The organism is Pseudoalteromonas sp. P1-30 (assembly GCF_001400005.1).
In the GTDB taxonomy this organism is placed as follows: Bacteria; Pseudomonadota; Gammaproteobacteria; order Enterobacterales; family Alteromonadaceae; genus Pseudoalteromonas; species Pseudoalteromonas atlantica.
The window spans coordinates 91,917-105,944 of sequence record NZ_LKBC01000012.1; the positions used below are offsets into that span (position 1 = coordinate 91,917).

The following is a 14,028-nucleotide window of genomic DNA, read 5'->3' on the forward strand; positions in this document are numbered from 1 at the left end:
TATGTGTATCAACTATGTGCACATTCAATGTCATGGGAAACCCCGATACAATGAACATGAATGCTCAATTTTTCGTTCTAAAGCAACAAGATGAATCTAAAGCGCAGGCTGATGATCATTTTGCTTTAGCAGCTCAAATTGCCGCAGAGCAGTATCGATTAGGGCATCGTGTATTTATTTTTGTAGATAACGAACACACCGCCTATGCCATTGACGAAACCATTTGGGCATTTGATCCCGACAGTTTTGTGCCGCATAACCTGCAAGGCGAAGGCCCTAAAGCCGGCGCACCAGTAGAAATAGGCACCACGCCTCCTGTTGGCAAACGTAACGTTTTAATTAACTTAGCTACTAACCTACCTGATTTTATTAGGCGTTTTAGCCAAGTTTTTGATTTTGTACCAGTAGAGTCTGTAGCTAAACAAGCCGCTCGTGAGCGCTTTAAAAAGCTGCGCCAACTTGGTGCCAATATCAGCACGCAAGAGATTAATAGCTAGCCGTTTAGGATAAAGCTAACCAACTAATTTAAGTACTTATTTAAGGTTCTGTGTAATGGATAAAACCTACAATCCGCAAGATATTGAACAGTCGCTATACCAAGACTGGGAACAAAAAGGCTACTTTAAGCCATCTGGCCAAGGCGTACCGTATTCGATCATGATCCCGCCGCCAAATGTCACCGGTAGCTTGCACATGGGCCACGCCTTCCAAGATACAATAATGGATACCCTTACGCGTTTTAAGCGTATGCAAGGTAACAACACATTATGGCAAGTAGGTACTGACCACGCGGGTATTGCAACGCAAATGTTGGTTGAGCGTAAACTACACGCTGAAGAAGGTAAAACACGTCACGATTTAGGCCGCGAAGATTTTATTAATAAAATTTGGGAATGGAAAAACGAATCTGGCGGTACTATCACTAAACAGCTTCGCCGTCTTGGCGCATCGGTTGATTGGGACCGTGAACGCTTTACGATGGACGATGGCTTATCTGAAGCGGTTAAAGAAGTCTTTGTACGTCTTCACAAAGAAAACCTTATTTACCGCGGTAAGCGCCTAGTAAACTGGGATCCAAAATTACACACCGCTATTTCAGACCTTGAAGTTGAAAACAAAGACAAACAAGGCCACATGTGGAATTTGCGCTACCCACTTGCTGATGGCGTTAAAACACAAGACGGCAAAGACTACATTGTCGTAGCAACAACACGTCCAGAAACCATGCTAGGTGACTCAGGTGTTGCAGTAAACCCAGATGACGAACGCTACACAGATTTAATTGGTAAAGAGATTTTACTGCCTATCGTAAATCGTCGTATCACAATTGTTGCAGATGAACACGCTGATAAAGACAAAGGCACGGGTTGTGTAAAAATCACCCCTGCACACGACTTTAACGATAACGAAGTTGGCAAGCGTCATAAAATGCCAATGATCAATATTTTCGATAAAAACGCAGCCATTCTTAGCCAAGGTGAAACATACACCTTTGACGGTAAAGAGCTTGAGTTTGATGCGCCAATTCCTGAGCGCTTACACGGCCTAGACCGTTTTGCTGCGCGTAAAGCGATTATCGCAGAATTTGAAGAACTTGGTTTACTCGAAAAAATCGAAGACCATGCGTTAACTGTACCTTACGGCGACCGCTCTGGTGTGGTCATTGAGCCACTCCTTACCGACCAATGGTATGTACGTGTTGCGCCACTTGCAGAACCTGCAAAAGATGCCGTTAAAAATGGCGATATTCAGTTTGTGCCTAAACAGTACGAGAACATGTACTTCTCGTGGATGAACGACGTACAAGATTGGTGTATTTCACGCCAGCTTTGGTGGGGTCACCGTATTCCGGCTTGGTACGACAGCGAAGGCAACGTTTACGTTGGCCGCGATGAAGCTGAAGTACGCCGCGACAACAACATTGCCGATGATGTTACGCTAAACCAAGACGAAGACGTACTTGATACCTGGTTCTCATCTGCGCTGTGGACGTTCTCAACGCAAGGTTGGCCAGAGAACACGGATGATTTAAAAACCTTCCACCCGTCTGACGTGTTAGTAACGGGCTTTGATATTATTTTCTTCTGGGTTGCGCGTATGATCATGATGACGCTGCACTTTATAAAAGATGAAAATGGTAAGCCACAAGTGCCGTTTAAAACAGTGTATGTTACTGGCCTAATACGTGATGACAACGGCGATAAAATGTCTAAGTCAAAAGGTAACGTACTTGACCCACTAGATATGATTGACGGCATCGAGCTTGAAGATTTAGTACAAAAGCGTACTGGCAACATGATGCAGCCTAAACTTGCCGCTAAAATTGAAAAAGACACGCGTAAAGTATTTGCAAATGGTATTGAAGCACACGGTACCGATGCGCTTCGCTTTACCCTTGCTGCAATGGCATCAACCGGTCGTGATATCAACTGGGATATGAATCGTCTAGAAGGTTACCGTAACTTCTGTAATAAACTATGGAACGCGAGCCGTTACGTATTAATGAACACAGAAGAGCAAGATTGTGGCTTCAACGATGCACAAAAAGAGTTCTCGTTAGCCGATCGCTGGATATTAGGTCAATTTGAAGCAACGGTTAAAACCTACACTGAGCACCTTGATAACTACCGCTTTGATTTAGCCGCTAACACACTTTACGAATTCACTTGGAACCAGTTCTGTGATTGGTACTTAGAGCTGACTAAGCCGGTATTATTTAAAGGCAATGAAGCACAGCAACGTGGTACACGTAATACACTCATTACGGTACTAGAAAGCCTACTGCGCTTAATGCACCCAATGATGCCATACATTACCGAAACTATTTGGCAGCGCGTTGCACCACTGGCAGGGCTTGAAACTAAAGGCACCAGCATCATGGTACAGGGCTTCCCTGTTTATAATGAAGCAAACGTTGATGCCCAAGCTATGGACGACTTAGAGTGGGTTAAACAGTTTATTTTAGCAATTCGTGTTATTCGTGGTGAGATGGACATCAGCCCGAGTAAGCCACTTAACGTGTTGCTAGCTAACGCGTCAAGCGATGATGTGCGCCGTATTAACGAGAACGAGTCATTTATTGCCTCGCTTGCTAAACTTGAATCGTTCACCCTGCTTGAAAACAAAGACGATGCACCAGCGTGTGCAACATCCTATGTTGGCAACCTTGAAATTATGATCCCTATGGCGGGCTTAATTGACGTTGAAGCAGAGCTTGCACGTATTAACAAGCAACTCGAAAAAGCAGAAAAAGGCCTAGCCCAAGTGCAAAACAAGCTGGCTAACGAAAAGTTTGTAAATAACGCACCAGAAGCCGTACTTGCAAAAGAAAATGCTAAATTAGCTGAATTCACTGATGCCAAAACCAAGCTACTTGAGCAAAAAACTAAAATAGAAAGCTTATAATTTTAGTTGCCTGCTAAAGCAATTTAGCAGGCATTAAAAAAGCCGCTCACTGTTAAAGTGAGCGGCTTTTTTGTGCCCTGCGATTAACCACAAGGCACAGCTACATTAGAACTTGTAGTTGTACTGAGCACCAACAAGTACAGCGTGGCCTTTAGACTCGAAGCCCCATTCGCTGCCTGAATCATCAGTTTCAGTAAAGTTTTGTGTTTTACCACGGATAATACTTACACCTAAATCAACGTTAGAATTTTGGTCTATTGTGTAGTTACCACCAAACGAGAACCAAAAACGGTCTGTATCAGGGATAGAGATTGATAAATGGTTTTTTGAAACTGGCGATTCATCAAACGCTACACCTGCACGAAGCAGTAAACTTTCATTTAGCTGGTAGTCTGTTCCGATTGAATAACGAAAAGAGTCAGAAAAATCTTCTGTTTTTTCAAAACCTTGCTCTGGTGGTAAATTAACGTCAGCTTCTAACTTGTCAAAGCTGCTCCAACCTGTCCATAAAACGCTGTAGTGTAAGCCTAGCTTTTCATCTAGTTGGTGTGAGCCAGAAAACTCAGCTATTGCAGGTAGCGTAATTTCAACAGATCCAGAACGCTCAGCAATACCTCGAGCGGTGCTTGAGTAAGTCCCTTCAAATGTGATGTCAGTTTCTGTTCTGTAATTAAAACCAAAACGGCTATTCTCATCTAATTGGTACATTAAGCCAACATTTAAACCATAACCAGTATCATCACCTTCAAGATTCACAACCTCTGTCTCAGCAGGGTAAGGTAATGGAGTAACGCCTAGATGACGAACTATTTCAGCTTCTGCATAAACCACATTTAAGCCAATACCGTAACTAAACTTCTCAGTAACTTTGTATGCAACACTTGCATTAAGGTTTACAGTAAATATTTCTGTGTTACCAGCAATTTGACCTGCTGAGTAATCATCTTCAAAGTCTGTAGATAAACCAAAGTTAGAAAACGCACCAAAACCAAGTGATACTTTATCGTTGTAAGGCATAGTAAAGTAAGCAGCTGGCACCACAGCACTTGGTGCAATGCTGTCGTCGTCTAATGATGACTCATCAATACCTGTTGGCGCACTTTCACCTTCTAAGCTCACATCTGGAATTACGCCAATAGCAGCAACACTTAGCTGCTTGTCTTTAAATAAAGTCATTAATGCTGGGTTGCGAGCAACAACAGACGCATCATCTGCTATAGATGCTTCACCAGCATATGCACGGCCTAAACCCGATGCATTTTGCTCTGATAATTGAAACGCGGCTGCAAAACTATCAGCCGAAACAAATGCAAGCGAAGCTGCAATAAGAGTTTTAGAAAATTTCATTGTTGTGTCCTTAACCAAACAAGCGTTTGGGTATCTATGTGTTGTTATTAGGATTTTAAACTTGGCTACACTACCTTAATTTTTTATAAAAAACTGTAACAAAGCGACAAAAAACACCAAAAAACACGTTTTTTAACTACATTTTAACAACTATTTAAAACTCATCGGAGCAGAAATGTGTTATTAGAGCTTATACTCTAATTGTAATTAATTATCATTTAGATTGACTTGTAATCCCCTGCATTTTAAACTCATTACAAAATCACAAAGGAAGCAAATAGGTGATCATTTTACTTATTATTGCAGGGCTCATTTTTTGTGGCGCCAGTGTGTTTTGTTTTTATAAAGCAAACTATTGTGCCTGCACACAAGCCGGCCAATGCGATAACCCCGTAAACCATTACTGGTTAGGGGCCATGCTAAATGCATTAGTGTCGTTAGCTTTTTGCTGTATTGCACTGCATGTACAGCAAGGAACATTATTATGGCTAACGTTAATGGCGAGTTGTTTTTTAGGCGCTTATATTTCTGCTAAACGCGAAAAACTTAAGCGCTGTAAAAAAGCTAATTCAACAAGTGCTCTTTTAACAAACGAGCCAAATTAATTTGATAGTCGAGTGGCTTGATACTCGACACTATTTTAATACTTTGATCAGGCTCATTTAAGTCTAAGTCTTTAGGGGTGACGTGGTGCCCGTGTTTAGCATTATAAAATAGCTTAACTTTAGGCTTGATGGGATTTGATTTATTGCCCTCGAGCACGAGAGCTAATCGCTCATTAGTTAATTTAACAATAGTGCCTACTGGGTGCACCCCTAAACATTTAATAAAGTGCTGTACTAGCTCTGCATCAAATAGCTCTTTGTTAGCCAACAAATAACGCAGCGCATTAATGGGTTCATCCCCTTCTTGATGCGGTCTATCTGCTGTTAGCGCATCGTACACATCAACAATTGCCATAATGCGCGCTGGGCGGCTAAGCTTTTCAGCTGTAATACCACGCGGATAACCTGAGCCATCTAATCGCTCATGGTGGTTAACTATCATGTCGAGTATTAGGGGGGTAATGCCTTTTTCACCTTTAACCAAACCTAAACCTTGAGCCACATGGCGTTTAATAATATCCATTTCGCTGCTAGTGAGTTTACTTGGCCTAGAAATAATCCCCTGGGGGAGTTTAGCTTGGCCTAAATCGTGAAGTAACGCGCCCATAGCAAGCTGCTGCACGGCTTCTTCTTTGTATCCTAAATATTTAGCAAATACGGCGGTGAAAATAGCGCAGTTAATCATGTGCCGCCAATTGTAGCTATGTTTGTCTTTTATGCGGGTTAAAATGGTCATTGCGCTGGTATTTCTAAATACCGAGCTGACTATATCGTTAGCCATTTCATCAATCACCTTTAAATTAACCGACAACCCTGTGGTTACATCGCCATACAAAGCTTGCAGCTTGCGATTATGCTGCTCAAAGTTAATGCTGGCTTTGGCAAATTCTTGCTCAAGGGTAATCGCAGGTTTTACCGCGGGTGGTTTTGTTTTACTGCTTGAAGTGGTGCTCTTTTGTGGCGGCGCACTCTTAGGTTTGTACTTATCGGGTATGGCGGCATCGCCTTTGGTAAAGTCGATAAGCAGCTCTAAAACGCCTTCGGTTACTAAGCGTTTTATAATTGCCTGGTTTCGCACTAAGCCACTGGTTTTTATTTTTATACTGTTGAGCCCTTCATGCTGTTTGGTAACACTGTCAACAAACATACCTGGGGTGAGCTCTGAAATGGGTAACGCGATGAGCATGGCAGAAGCGTTTTCTACAATTAAATATGCCTACTAAATAGCATTATTTAACCCTAAAAGTCTACTTTTTGAGTTGAGGGCAATACCATATAACTATAAAGGACTACTAAAATGAAGGTAGACGTAAACAGGAAAACAATAAAAAGCAAATGGCGCTCTTGCTAGGAATCGAACCTAGAACTTAGCCTCCGGAGGGCCACGTGATATCCATTTCACCACAAGAGCACATTTGTTGCCAAAACACTAACTCGCGATATCAATGCTTTAGCACTGGCAATAATAAAGAGATCTTTAAATAAATACCAGCATCATTGAGTTATATGCCTATAAAACAAACTGTTTGTGATAAAACACTTCACAACTAGCCAAAAACAAGCTATTTATTGGTATTCGATAAAAAAATAGTAACCGTTTGGCAACATGTTCTGAATGCTTACGGATTATATAGAGGATGTAATTATGAGTTTAATGTCGACTGAGCAAGTGGCTGAGTTTTTAGGTGTAAAAGCCGAGCGGGTAAAACGCCTTGCTCGTGAGAGCTTGCTTATTGCCAAGTCTGAAGATGAAAACGGTGAGCCCCAATTTGATGCTGACGAAGTAGCAAAGTACAAAGAGCTTGCCGCGCGTTTTGGCGGGCTTTAATCTTTTATCTCGTTTAATAACTTATTTAGCTGCGCGCGTAATGTGCTTGCCTTATTACTTATGTCGCGCTGCTCATACCACCCTATACACAACACCAAAAACACCACTTTAAAGTAACGTAGCTTGTCATAAGCGCAATAAAACTCACTGGGTATTGCTTGCTGGGCGCTATATTGCTCAAGCAAAGTGTGCTCTGCGTGCGCATTTAGCTCTAAGCTAACCGCAAGTGCCGCTAAATCAAAATACACGTCGTTTGTTTGCGCATATTCAAAGTCAATCAAATACATGCCACTTGAATTTACTATTAGGTTATCTTTAACTAAATCGTTATGACAAAAGCCACTGCTGTAGGGCATATCACTAATGGCGCTTAGCGTATCTTCAATTAAGCGGCTGTGCTGTTGATATATATTGCTATTAGCGTAATACACAAGCTCTTTTGCAATATCCATTGGCTGTGTAGCTAGAGGGTAACTATGAACGCGTGCCAACTTCTCAACTAGGTCAATACTGTAATTATTAGTAGCGATATCACCACAAATATAGCGAAATGCAGCTCGCCTGTTAGCCTTATCGAGCCAAATGGGTTTAGGGCAAACGTTATGCTGGCTAAGTGCAGTTTGGGCTTGTAGCCCTATTTTAGGCCAATGCGATTTGTAGCATTTTAATAAGTAGTTTTGCTGTGCGGTTTTTATTAGGTAATTGTCGTTACTTAAACCATTCACTAATTTAGTGGTTTGTAGCACGTGCTCAGGTGCCATAAACTCACTACATAACGCGGCAATATTTGGATTACGGTGCATGCGTTATAATTGCGCTAATGGCTTAGCTTGGCTTTGCTCGTACTCTTCGTACCAGGTTTTAAATCCCCACGCGGCCATAATAGTGTAAAAAATAAATAGCGCGAGCGTTGGGTAATAGCCTTTTTCGTAATACAAATACATAGAGGCCGCATCAATAACAATCCAATACAGCCAGTTTTCGAGTACTTTTTTAGCAACCAAATACGTGGTTACCACCGCAAAACAGGTTGTAAAGCTATCTAGGTAGGCAAAATCGGCGTGGGTGTAGTTTTGCATTACATAGCCAATAATAATGGCCGCTAAGCTCGTAGCGCCTATAAGAATGGCGTGGCGTTGTGTAGACCATGAGGTAATACTAATATTATCTGCTTTGCCTTTGCGCCATACCATCCAGCCGAATACAGCCATGTACATGTAATAAAAATTGAGTAGCGACTCCATAAGCAGCGCGCCATTCCAGTACATTATGGTGTAAATAAGCGTGCTAAAAAAAGCGGCAGGCCAGCACCATAGGCTTTCTTTTATTGCCAGTAATAAATAAGCAATAGACAACCCTACCGCAATATATTCCCAATGCGACATTGCTGTAAAACCACTTAAGGTTTGTGTTAAAAAATCCATGTGTGTGGTTACCGTTTTTAATACACGTTAAATAAAGGCGATTACTCTGGAGATAAATCGCCAGATAAAAACTTACAAACAAAAATAGCCTTACCAAACTCTTCGTACGAGCGTTTAATTTCAGTGTTTAGCACTTGCATTACTAAATCGTAATCGCCAAAAATTTGTGTAGAAAGCGTATTGGTGATCACTTTTAAGTTGTCGTATTCGTTTAAACGGTCAATAAAGCCCTTAATAAACGGGATGTAATCTTGATGAAGTGGGTATTTACTGATCTCTACTGATAATTTCATTTTAAACTCTACTTTTAATTATTTGATTTCAACAAATCGTTCAATGCCAGTTCAATACAGTGTAAAATTACACTCACACTCAATTAGCTGAGCTTATTATGGCACGCAGAATAACCTATACATTTAAAAACCAACCGCGCGAAATTAACTTCGCAAAAGACAAATACCACGACATGTATCAAGCTATTGCCGCTGCCGAAGGTATTGATTTAACTAACTACTTAAACATGGTACGCCAAATAGAAATGACCTCAAAAGGCTCTTCGGCTGTACGTAACTTTCGTGACCAAGAATTTGCCCGCATGGGCTTTAGTGATATTTACTTTATTAAAGAATAAATATCACTTGTTAACTATCGCTGGTACTCGTAACTTACGCGCGGTGTAATATTACACAGTAATTCGTAAGGGATAGTATCGGCGCAGTGGGCTATTTCTTCAACCGGAAGCTCCGGCCCCCACATTGTAACGCTGTCGCCTACTTTAACATTGTGCTCGTTTTCGCCTATATCAATGCTTATCATATCCATAGACACACTGCCTACAATACCGTAACGCTGCCCTGCAATCATAACCGGTGTGCCTTCTTTGGCATGACGCGGATAGCCATCGCCATAACCCATAGCCACTACCGCTAATTGGGTCGGTTTATCACTTTGCCAACGGCCTCCGTACCCTACTCGCTCATGTGCGGCAACATCACGCACTGCAATCACCTTTGTGGTTAAACGCATGACCGGCTTTAAATTGTGTTCTTGCCCTGTGCAGTTTGCCATTGGCGACACCCCATAAAGCATAAGTCCTGGGCGTATCCAATCACCGTGTCCTGCAGGCCAAGCTATAATACCGGCCGAGTTTGATAAACAATGCGCTTGTTCTATGCCCTTTACAAGCGTATCAAATAAGCTAATTTGCTGCGCCGTTTTAGTATTGTGCGTATCATCGGCACACGAAAAATGGGTCATCAAATTAATGGTGCTTTTAGCATTGGGTGTGCGCTGCAAGCGGCTATAAAATGCGTCAAACTGCTCAGGTGCTATGCCTAATCGGTGCATGCCGGTGTTTATTTTTAGCCAGCAAGTAATTGGCGCATCTAAGGTGGCATTTTCTATTGCTGCAAGCTGGTTTTCGTCGTGCACAATAGTTTGAAAATTATTAGCCAATAAAATAGGTAAGTCGGCTTTATTAAAAAAACCTTCAAGCAGTACTATTGGCTTTGTTAAACCACCGGCGCGCAGTGCGAGGGCTTCATCAATTCGGGCAACAGCAAAAGCATCAGCACTATTTAAGTGCTGGGCAATTTTTACTAAACCATGTCCATACGCATTGGCTTTTAATACCGCCATTATTTTGCTATTTGGCGCAAAACGTTTTACCTGCGATAAGTTATGCGCAAGGGCAGTTAAGTTAATTTCGGCTGTGGCTAGGCGCATTAGTATTCATCATCAACTGCTGGCCCCGCGTAATTATCAAAGCGAGAAAATTGCCCTTGGAAGGTTAAGCGCACTTTACCAATTGGGCCGTTACGCTGTTTACCTATGATAATTTCGGCGATGCCTTTTTCTGTACTGTCTTCGTTGTATACCTCATCACGGTATATAAACATGATTAAATCGGCATCTTGCTCTATCGAACCCGACTCACGTAAATCTGAGTTAATTGGGCGTTTATCGGCACGTTGCTCTAGCGTACGGTTTAGCTGCGAAAGCGCAATAACCGGGCACTGTAACTCTTTAGCGAGCGCTTTTAATGAACGCGATATTTCGGCAATCTCTAAAGTACGATTATCTGATAAACTAGGTACGCGCATTAACTGAAGGTAATCGACCATGATCATACTAATACCACCGTGGTCGCGCGCTATACGTCTTGCACGTGAACGCACATCGGTAGGTGTAAGCCCCGATGCATCATCAACATACATTTTGCCTTTTTCCATCAACAGCCCCATAGTTGATGAAAGGCGTGCCCAATCGTCATCATCTAGCTGGCCAGTACGTACCTTAGTTTGGTTAATACGACCAAGTGATGCCAACATCCTCATCATAATTTGTTCAGAGGGCATCTCTAATGAGTAAATAAGCACAGGCTTGTCTTGCGTCATTGCGGCGTGCTCAGCAAGGTTCATCGCAAAGGTGGTTTTACCCATTGAAGGACGTGCTGCAACAATAATTAAATCAGAAGGCTGCATACCTGCTGTCATTTTATCTAAATCAGCATACCCAGTGCTTACACCGGTTACACCGTCTTGCGGCGACTGGTATAGCTCTTCGATTTTATCGACGGTTTTTTCAAGAATGTTATGAATGCTTTGCGGGCCTTCGGTACTTTTTGTACGTTGCTCAGCAATTTTAAATACTTTACTCTCGGCAAAGTCTAATAAGTCGTGGCTGGTGCGCCCTTCTGGGTTAAAACCAGCTTCGGCTATTTCATTAGCTACGCCAATCATTTCGCGTACTACCGCGCGCTCACGCACAATATTGGCGTATGCATCGATATTCGCAGCACTTGGGGTGTTTTTAGCTATTTCGGCCAAATACGCAAAACCACCAATGCCTGCTAGTTGGTTATTTTTTTCAAGACTTTCTGAAATTGTGATTAAATCTATCGGATCGCCCACTTCAGCAAGCGCGGTCATGGCTTCAAAAATAAGCTTATGGGTGCGGGTATAAAAGTCCTGCGCAACAACCAGCTCTGCTACGCGGTCAAAAGCTTGGTTATCAAGCATTAAGCCACCTAAAACAGATTGTTCAGCTTCTATTGAATGGGGAGGAACTTTAAGGGTATCGACTTGCTTATCTGGTTTGGCCATAACTTCACAGTACTAAAATTGAATGGCTCTATTCTATCGACTTGGCGGGGCTGTGCAAATAGCAAAGCAGGAAATCTTTTCCTGCTTTTTGTAATCATTAACGCTAATTAGCGTTATTTAGTTCGCAGCTCAATTCGCCCGCTTATCGTATCCATTTCAACACTTGCGCTGCCACCATTGGCACTAAACTCTAAATCACTAGAAGGGCCATATTTAGCTTTAGTCACTTTATCGCTGGTAACTTTATTAATAATTTTACCGTTGGCGTGCGCTTTAATCTCAAACTGAGCCGACACGCTTTGCGGGAAGTAAAAATCAGCATCACCACTTACCGACTCATAGCGAACATCAGCCCCTTTTAGCAACTCACTGATGTGTATTTCAGCTTCGCCGTTTACAGTATTAATACGTAAGCTTTTTATGCTCGATAATGTAAAATCGATATCGCCATTTACGTTTTCTAATCGTACGTCGTTTGCGGTTGTGCTTGATTTAATATCGCCATTTACAGCACTAAAACGCAGCTCGCCACTTGATTGCCTATCGTTAATTTCACCGTTTACGGTTTCAAATTGAATATTGCCGCTTAAGTTCTGTGCGTTTACATCGCCATTTACGGTGCTTAATTTAACAGTGCCGCTAATGTCATTTACCGTAATTTCACCATTAACAACATCAACCTCAGCGCCTTTTTTAAGTGTTTTTGCAGTCACTGACACATTTACGCCAGCAAATTCTAAGCGACTGCTTTTTGGCATAAATACTGTTAAGTTAGAGCCATCTCCATTGTTACCCCATCCCAAATTGCGTGGCATTTTTACTATAAATTCGGTTTTATCATCTCTCGTTTTAAGCTCAAATCCTTCGGCCTTGTCATCAAGCTCGCCTGAGACTTTAAATTCGTTTTTATCCCAGCCGGTTATGTTTACATCGCCACGTTGGTTTTCAATAAAAATAGTGCCGCCGCTTGGCACCTCTATTTGCTTATCTATTTTTTCGCCCGCTAAAACGCTCAGTGGTAATAGGCTTAGCCCAAGTAAAATTGCTTTCATGTTATTCCCCTATATTTGCTGCCAACGCGGTGCATGCACCTTGTTAATTAAGTCGAGTTGTTGCTGGTAAACTTGCGCCAACATGGTCAGTAATGCCTGATTTTGTGGCTCGTTTTCAAGTGCCTGTTTAATTGCTTGCTCTGCTTCTTCAAGCTCTTGTAACTGTGCTTGCCAGTTATTAGTAAGTGCATCCTGGTTTTTGTACTGCACTAATAAACTTTGCTTTTGCGCTTTAAAATAATCGCTCATAGCAGCCACTTGGCTTGGCTCGTTATTGCTCATAAATATATTTATTGCTAATAACGCCGCTGCACTGCACGCAGCAATAGCGCTCAATTTAGGCCATAATGGCGCTTTAACAGCAGGTGGCTTAGCTGTAACTATGGCGTGCTCAATGCCCTGCCAAAGTGCTTTATTGGGCGCTATGTCTTTATTTACATTGTTTAAAGACTCGTTTAAGTAGTCATCAAAATTTTGTTTACTCATACTCGTACCACTCTTGTAATAACTGCCTTGCACGATGATATTGCGACTTACTCGACCCCACTGCCATTCCCAATTGCTGGGCTATTTCTTCGTGGCGGTAGCCTTCAATAGCATATAAAACAAACACCATGCGGGCGCGCTCTGGTAGGCGAACAATTAATTTATCTAACCCGTTTAATCCCTTACAACTTTGCGCGCTTTGCTCATCCATACCGCTTTGTTCTATGCTCACAACTTTGTTTAACCAGCTTTTGTGCTTGCGTACATAACTAATCGCAATGTTGCTTGCTACGCTATATAGCCAAGTAGAAAATTGTGAGCGCCCGTCAAACTGCGCTATTTTATGCCACACCTGCACAAACACCTCTTGGGCGGCATCTTCAGCGTGCGCTTCGTCGGCCAATAAGCGCAAACATAAACCGTAAACACGCTTTATATGCAGCTCATATAATGCCTTATAAGCATTTTGATCCCCCGCTTTAACACGCTCAATGAGTGCAAGGTCGCATAGGGGCGTGTGCTCGGGTTTTGTGTGTAACATCCGTGATGTCGCCTTTTAATTATTTTTATTTAAAAACGTGTATTAATGAGTGTATTGATTACTAAGACGCAAAGACAGACAAGAAAGGTTTAAACTAATAATAAAAATAGTTAAATAATTTTATATAGAGCTATTAGATGGGTATTAAAGAGGAATTGTCCCGTCCTGAAATAGGTTGACGGTTTTAATGAAAGACTTGGTGCGAAATCGCCAGGTCTTTTTTATGCACTTGATTT

At 42.0% G+C, this 14,028-nt stretch carries 15 protein-coding genes and 1 tRNA gene; 5 read left to right on the forward strand and 11 right to left on the reverse strand.

Going from position 1 to position 14,028, the window contains the following annotated elements; all coding sequences use genetic code 11:
- The first annotated feature begins 50 nt into the window (after window positions 1-50).
- A complete protein-coding gene (locus AN395_RS15600; RefSeq protein ID WP_004588472.1) occupies window positions 51-497 on the forward strand; it encodes a DNA polymerase III subunit chi in 447 nt (148 codons plus the stop codon).
- Between the two features lie 55 nt (window positions 498-552).
- Window positions 553-3,405 carry a valine--tRNA ligase gene (locus tag AN395_RS15605; protein ID WP_054983537.1) on the forward strand — a complete coding sequence of 951 codons (2,853 nt, stop codon included), beginning with the start codon at window positions 553-555 and terminating at the stop codon, window positions 3,403-3,405.
- Between the two features lie 105 nt (window positions 3,406-3,510).
- On the opposite strand, the gene AN395_RS15610 is transcribed toward AN395_RS15605, so the two are convergent.
- Complete coding sequence (locus tag AN395_RS15610; protein WP_054983538.1) at window positions 3,511-4,752, reverse strand: outer membrane protein transport protein; 1,242 nt, start codon at window positions 4,750-4,752, stop codon at window positions 3,511-3,513.
- Between the two features lie 281 nt (window positions 4,753-5,033).
- Here AN395_RS15610 and AN395_RS15615 point away from each other — a divergent pair, with 281 nt between their 5' ends.
- A complete protein-coding gene (locus AN395_RS15615) occupies window positions 5,034-5,357 on the forward strand; it encodes a hypothetical protein (RefSeq protein WP_029772472.1) in 324 nt (107 codons plus the stop codon).
- On the opposite strand, the gene AN395_RS15620 is transcribed toward AN395_RS15615, so the two are convergent.
- Together AN395_RS15620 and AN395_RS15625 are read right to left on the reverse strand one after the other, a co-directional pair.
- Window positions 5,317-6,543 carry an HD-GYP domain-containing protein gene (locus AN395_RS15620; RefSeq protein WP_029772471.1) on the reverse strand — a complete coding sequence of 409 codons (1,227 nt, stop codon included), beginning with the start codon at window positions 6,541-6,543 and terminating at the stop codon, window positions 5,317-5,319. The genes AN395_RS15615 and AN395_RS15620 overlap by 41 nt on opposite strands.
- Before the next feature lie 150 nt (window positions 6,544-6,693).
- Window positions 6,694-6,768 (reverse strand) — tRNA-Arg (locus AN395_RS15625).
- Window positions 6,769-7,002: 234 nt separating this feature from the next.
- On the opposite strand from AN395_RS15625, the gene AN395_RS15630 reads away from it, so the two are divergent.
- Complete coding sequence (locus AN395_RS15630) at window positions 7,003-7,185, forward strand: hypothetical protein (RefSeq protein ID WP_024031630.1); 183 nt, start codon at window positions 7,003-7,005, stop codon at window positions 7,183-7,185.
- On the opposite strand, the gene AN395_RS15635 is transcribed toward AN395_RS15630, so the two are convergent.
- The 3 genes from AN395_RS15635 to AN395_RS15645 are packed head-to-tail and all read right to left on the reverse strand — an operon-like array spanning window position 7,182 to window position 8,902.
- Window positions 7,182-7,988: a phosphotransferase gene (locus AN395_RS15635; protein ID WP_054983539.1), complete on the reverse strand. Its 807-nt coding sequence runs from the start codon at window positions 7,986-7,988 to the stop codon at window positions 7,182-7,184. The genes AN395_RS15630 and AN395_RS15635 overlap by 4 nt on opposite strands.
- A 3-nt stretch (window positions 7,989-7,991) precedes the next feature.
- Window positions 7,992-8,609, reverse strand: coding sequence for a nicotinamide riboside transporter PnuC (pnuC, locus tag AN395_RS15640; protein WP_004588465.1), 618 nt, complete (start codon window positions 8,607-8,609; stop codon window positions 7,992-7,994).
- Between the two features lie 41 nt (window positions 8,610-8,650).
- Complete coding sequence (locus tag AN395_RS15645; RefSeq protein WP_004588464.1) at window positions 8,651-8,902, reverse strand: hypothetical protein; 252 nt, start codon at window positions 8,900-8,902, stop codon at window positions 8,651-8,653.
- Window positions 8,903-9,000: 98 nt separating this feature from the next.
- Here AN395_RS15645 and AN395_RS15650 point away from each other — a divergent pair, with 98 nt between their 5' ends.
- Window positions 9,001-9,240 (forward strand): DUF2960 domain-containing protein, encoded by a 240-nt coding sequence (locus AN395_RS15650; protein ID WP_004588463.1) that lies wholly within the window; start codon window positions 9,001-9,003, stop codon window positions 9,238-9,240.
- 14 nt (window positions 9,241-9,254) lie between these two features.
- Here AN395_RS15650 and alr read toward each other — a convergent pair whose 3' ends face one another.
- The 5 genes from alr to AN395_RS15675 all read right to left on the reverse strand — a co-directional run bounded on the left by alr (window position 9,255) and on the right by AN395_RS15675 (window position 13,792).
- A complete protein-coding gene (alr, locus tag AN395_RS15655) occupies window positions 9,255-10,334 on the reverse strand; it encodes an alanine racemase (RefSeq protein WP_054983540.1) in 1,080 nt (359 codons plus the stop codon).
- On the reverse strand, window positions 10,334-11,713 hold the full coding sequence (dnaB, locus tag AN395_RS15660) for a replicative DNA helicase (RefSeq protein ID WP_004588461.1): 1,380 nt from the start codon (window positions 11,711-11,713) through the stop codon (window positions 10,334-10,336). Before dnaB ends, alr begins: the two co-directional genes overlap by 1 nt.
- A gap of 113 nt (window positions 11,714-11,826) precedes the next feature.
- Window positions 11,827-12,765: a DUF4097 family beta strand repeat-containing protein gene (locus AN395_RS15665; RefSeq protein WP_054983541.1), complete on the reverse strand. Its 939-nt coding sequence runs from the start codon at window positions 12,763-12,765 to the stop codon at window positions 11,827-11,829.
- A gap of 9 nt (window positions 12,766-12,774) precedes the next feature.
- Entirely contained in the window at window positions 12,775-13,251 is a 477-nt protein-coding gene (locus AN395_RS15670) for a hypothetical protein (RefSeq protein ID WP_054983542.1), read from the reverse strand.
- The gene (locus AN395_RS15675; RefSeq protein WP_004588458.1) at window positions 13,244-13,792 is read right to left on the reverse strand and encodes an RNA polymerase sigma factor; all 549 of its coding nucleotides are present in this window, start codon (window positions 13,790-13,792) and stop codon (window positions 13,244-13,246) included. The genes AN395_RS15670 and AN395_RS15675 overlap by 8 nt, the downstream gene beginning before the upstream one ends.
- Window positions 13,793-14,028 lie beyond the last annotated feature (236 nt).

Bases quoted from the DNA above. Each gene is read 5' to 3' on its own strand.
- AN395_RS15620 (WP_029772471.1), bottom strand. From the start codon at position 6,543: ATGCTCATCGCGTTACCCATTTCAGAGCTCACCCCAGGTATGTTTGTT.
- AN395_RS15635 (WP_054983539.1), bottom strand. From the start codon at position 7,988: ATGCACCGTAATCCAAATATTGCCGCGTTATGTAGTGAGTTTATGGCA.
- AN395_RS15630 (WP_024031630.1), top strand. From the start codon at position 7,003: ATGAGTTTAATGTCGACTGAGCAAGTGGCTGAGTTTTTAGGTGTAAAA.
- AN395_RS15650 (WP_004588463.1), top strand. From the start codon at position 9,001: ATGGCACGCAGAATAACCTATACATTTAAAAACCAACCGCGCGAAATT.
- AN395_RS15600 (WP_004588472.1), top strand. From the start codon at position 51: ATGAACATGAATGCTCAATTTTTCGTTCTAAAGCAACAAGATGAATCT.
- AN395_RS15665 (WP_054983541.1), bottom strand. From the start codon at position 12,765: ATGAAAGCAATTTTACTTGGGCTAAGCCTATTACCACTGAGCGTTTTA.
- alr (WP_054983540.1), bottom strand. From the start codon at position 10,334: ATGCGCCTAGCCACAGCCGAAATTAACTTAACTGCCCTTGCGCATAAC.
- pnuC (WP_004588465.1), bottom strand. From the start codon at position 8,609: ATGGATTTTTTAACACAAACCTTAAGTGGTTTTACAGCAATGTCGCAT.
- dnaB (WP_004588461.1), bottom strand. From the start codon at position 11,713: ATGGCCAAACCAGATAAGCAAGTCGATACCCTTAAAGTTCCTCCCCAT.
- AN395_RS15645 (WP_004588464.1), bottom strand. From the start codon at position 8,902: ATGAAATTATCAGTAGAGATCAGTAAATACCCACTTCATCAAGATTAC.
- AN395_RS15605 (WP_054983537.1), top strand. From the start codon at position 553: ATGGATAAAACCTACAATCCGCAAGATATTGAACAGTCGCTATACCAA.
- AN395_RS15670 (WP_054983542.1), bottom strand. From the start codon at position 13,251: ATGAGTAAACAAAATTTTGATGACTACTTAAACGAGTCTTTAAACAAT.
- AN395_RS15675 (WP_004588458.1), bottom strand. From the start codon at position 13,792: ATGTTACACACAAAACCCGAGCACACGCCCCTATGCGACCTTGCACTC.
- AN395_RS15610 (WP_054983538.1), bottom strand. From the start codon at position 4,752: ATGAAATTTTCTAAAACTCTTATTGCAGCTTCGCTTGCATTTGTTTCG.